Source organism: Pectinatus brassicae, assembly GCF_014201835.1.
GTDB lineage: Bacteria > Bacillota > Negativicutes > Selenomonadales > Selenomonadaceae > Pectinatus > Pectinatus brassicae.
In genome coordinates, this window is the sequence record NZ_JACHFH010000067.1 from 1 (window position 1) to 3,020 (window position 3,020).

At 50.4% G+C, this 3,020-nt stretch carries 1 rRNA gene; it reads left to right on the plus strand.

Annotation, left to right across the window (positions count from 1 at the left end):
- Positions 1-80 precede the first annotated feature (80 nt).
- A 23S ribosomal RNA gene (locus tag HNR32_RS13535) occupies positions 81-3,002 on the plus strand.
- The last annotated feature ends 18 nt before the right edge of the window (positions 3,003-3,020 follow it).

Sequence of the window (3,020 nt, forward strand, 5' to 3'; positions counted from 1 at the left end):
GAAGAAAATGTATTTTTATACATTGATGAGTGAGATGAAGCACTGACGAAGCAGGATGATGATTATGGTAATACTGACAAAGTTAAGCGAATAAGGGCATACGGTGGATGCCTTGGCGCCAGGAGTCGAAGAAGGACGCGGTAAGCTGCGAAAAGGTATGGGGAAGAGCAAGCATCTATTGATCCATACATATCCGAATGGGGCAACCCGATAGGAGAAGTCCTATCACCCGTAAGGGGGACAGACCCGGGGAACTGAAACATCTAAGTACCCGGAGGAAGAGAAATCAAACGAGATGCCCAGAGTAGCGGCGAGCGAAATGGGTAAAAGCCCAAACCATAAGACTTCGGTTTTATGGGGTTGAGGACTGACATAATCATTAAAGAACTTAGTCGAATGACTTGGAAAGGTCAGGCGTAGGAGGTAAAACCCCTGTAGACGAAAAGTTAGTTAATGAGGTCAGTATCCAGAGTATCGCGGGGCACGAGAAACCTTGCGAGAAGCTGGGGGGACCACCCTCCAAGGCAAAACACTACCTGGCGACCGATAGCGCATAGTACCGTGAGGGAAAGGTGAAAAGAACCCCGGAAGGGGAGTGAAATAGAACCTGAAACCGTATGTCTACAAGCAGTTGAAGCTCCGTAAGCGAGCGACAGCGTGCCTATTGAAGAATGAACCGGCGAGTTACATTATATTGCGAGGTTAAGTGGAAGACACGGAGCCGAAGCGAAAGCGAGTCTTAACAGGGCGACTAGTAATATGGTGTAGACCCGAAACCGCAGTGATCTATGCATGCCCAGGTTGAAGCGCAGGTAAAAATGCGTGGAGGACCGAACCCGTGAGTGTTGAAAAACTTTGGGATGAGGTGTGTATAGGGGTGAAATGCCAATCGAACGCGGAGATAGCTGGTACTCCCCGAAATAGCTTTAGGGCTAGCCTCGATGGAAGATTATAGACGGTAGAGCACTGATCAGGTAAGGGGGCGTAAAGCCTACCGACCCTAGTCAAACTACGAATGGCTATAATTAATTAATCGGGAGTCAGACTGTGAGTGATAAGACCCATAGTCAAGAGGGAAACAGCCCAGATCACCGGCTAAGGTCCCAAATGCTGTGCTAAGTGGAGAAGGATGTAGGACTTCATAAACAACCAGGATGTTGGCTCAGAAGCAGCCACCATTAAAAGAGTGCGTAATAGCTCACTGGTCGAGAGGCTCTGCGCCGAAAATTTCCGGGGCTAAAGCACAGAACCGAAGCCGTGGCAGCATATAATAATATGTGCTGGGTAGGGGAGCATACTGTATGCGATTGAAGGTGTACCGTAAGGAGCATTGGAGCGTACAGCAGAGAGAATGCCGGTATGAGTAACGAAAAGAACAGTGAGAATCTGTTCCACCGAAAGCCGAAGGGTTCCTGGGCAACGCTCGTCGTCCCAGGGTAAGTCGGGACCTAAGCCGAGGCGAAAAGCGTAGGCGATGGACAACAGGCCAAAATTCCTGTACCGTTTTGTTTTGTTTGAGCAATGGAGTGACACAGAAAGCAGCTTGAGCGCGCGATTGGAAGAGCGCGTCGAAGCCGGTAGGCTGTGCGGCAGGCAAATCCGCTGCACAAAAAGGCCGAGAAGTGATAGATAGACGAATCTACGGATGAGTCAAATTTAAGTGAGCTATGCTGTCGAGAAAAGCTTCTAGTTAGAAACAAAGCGCCCGTACCAAAACCGACACAGGTAGGCACGGAGAGAATCCTAAGGTGCGCGGGACAACCCTCGTTAAGGAACTCGGCAAAATATATCCGTAACTTCGGGAAAAGGATAGCTGCAGGCGGTGAATCCCAAACGGGTGGAGCTGAAGGCAGTGGCACAAGAGAGGCCCAAGCGACTGTTTAGCACAAACACAGGTGCCTGCGAAAGAGAAATCTGACGTATAGGTGCTGACACCTGCCCGGTGCCGGAAGGTTAAGAAGAGGGGTTAGAAGTAATTCGAAGCTCTGAATTGAAGCCCCGGTAAACGGCGGCCGTAACTATAACGGTCCTAAGGTAGCGAAATTCCTTGTCGGGTAAGTTCCGACCCGCACGAAAGGTGTAACGACTTGGGCACTGTCTCAACGAGGGACCCGGTGAAATTGAAATACCTGTGAAGATGCAGGTTACCCGCGACTGGACAGAAAGACCCCATGGAGCTTTACTGTAACTTGGCATTGATATTCGGTAAATGACGTACAGGATAGGTGGGAGACTTGGAAATACATGCGCCAGTGTGTATGGAGTCATTGTTGGGATACCACCCTTCATTTAACGGGCATCTAACTGGAAGAGTAACGACCTTCAAGACAGTGCCAGGCGGGCAGTTTGACTGGGGCGGTCGCCTCCGAAAAAGTAACGGAGGCGCCCAAAGGTTCCCTCAGCGCGGACAGAAATCGCGCAAAGAGTGCAAAGGCAGAAGGGAGCTTGACTGCGAGACCAACAAGTCGAGCAGGTACGAAAGTAGGGCTTAGTGATCCGGTGGTACCGAGTGGAAGGGCCATCGCTCAACGGATAAAAGCTACCCTGGGGATAACAGGCTAATCTCTCCCAAGAGTCCATATCGACGGGGAGGTTTGGCACCTCGATGTCGGCTCATCACATCCTGGGGCTGGAGCAGGTCCCAAGGGTTGGGCTGTTCGCCCATTAAAGTGGTACGTGAGCTGGGTTCAGAACGTCGTGAGACAGTTCGGTCCATATCCATCGCGGGCGTAAGAAACTTGAAGAGGGCTGCTCCTAGTACGAGAGGACCGGAGTGGACGAACCAATGGTGTACCAATTATCCCGCCAGGGGTACAGTTGGGTAGCTACGTTCGGAAAGGATAAACGCTGAAAGCATCTAAGCGTGAAACCTGCTTTAAGATGAGGTTTCCCATAGCGTAAGCTAAGAAGACACCTTGAAGATGACGAGGTTGATAGGTCAGGAGTAGAAGTGCTGTGAGGCATGAAGCGGACTGATACTAATAAGTCGAGAGCTTAACTTAATTTCAACGAGCAACAAA